Origin of the sequence: Bordetella tumbae, from assembly GCF_965139195.1 — a bacterium.
Taxonomy (GTDB): Bacteria; Pseudomonadota; Gammaproteobacteria; order Burkholderiales; family Burkholderiaceae_B; genus Bordetella_A; species Bordetella_A tumbae.
Genome location: NZ_CBCSJH010000086.1, coordinates 1 through 497, shown reverse-complemented (window position 1 = coordinate 497; position 497 = coordinate 1). Strand labels below are relative to the sequence as shown.

1 protein-coding gene is annotated in these 497 nt (G+C 58.8%); it reads right to left on the bottom strand.

Annotation, left to right across the window (positions count from 1 at the left end):
* Positions 1 to 272 precede the first annotated feature (272 nt).
* Positions 273 to 497 (bottom strand): hypothetical protein (locus ACNA0J_RS29670; RefSeq protein ID WP_415822610.1); only part of this gene is annotated, 225 nt, incomplete at its 5' end.

Sequence of the window (497 nt, the reverse complement as noted above, 5' to 3'; positions counted from 1 at the left end):
CACGAGTCTCTTGCTTGGCATTTTTCTGCGACCGTGTTGGCAAAGAGGAAGATCTTGCAGGGCTGCTATTCGCGCGTGCCCTGCACACGCGCGAATAGCTATCGGTCCGGGCATGCGGCGGGGTGGCGTGGTGCCAGTTTGGAAGATCTGCTTGGCTAGCGTTGATGCATGTGGCGATGATGCGTAGCTCATCTCTAGGTATGACGAAATCGTCGCTCGAGAGATCTTCTGTTCATCTCCGATGCCAAGCCGTTGCATGCCGATCACGAACGCTATTCATTGGCGCGCCCGTAGGCGCCAATGAATAGCCGCCCTGCAAGATCTTCGTTTTTGCAGAAATCATCGCCTACGAAGCCTACGTAGACCGCTCGTGCCAGCGGCGAGGGAATCAGAGATGCTGCGAGTCGAAGCGGGGCAGTGACCGTGTTGGCGCGCCTCGTGGCTGAGCGAGTGGATACCGAAGGCAGCGCGAAGGCGCGGACGAGGTGAGCGAAGCG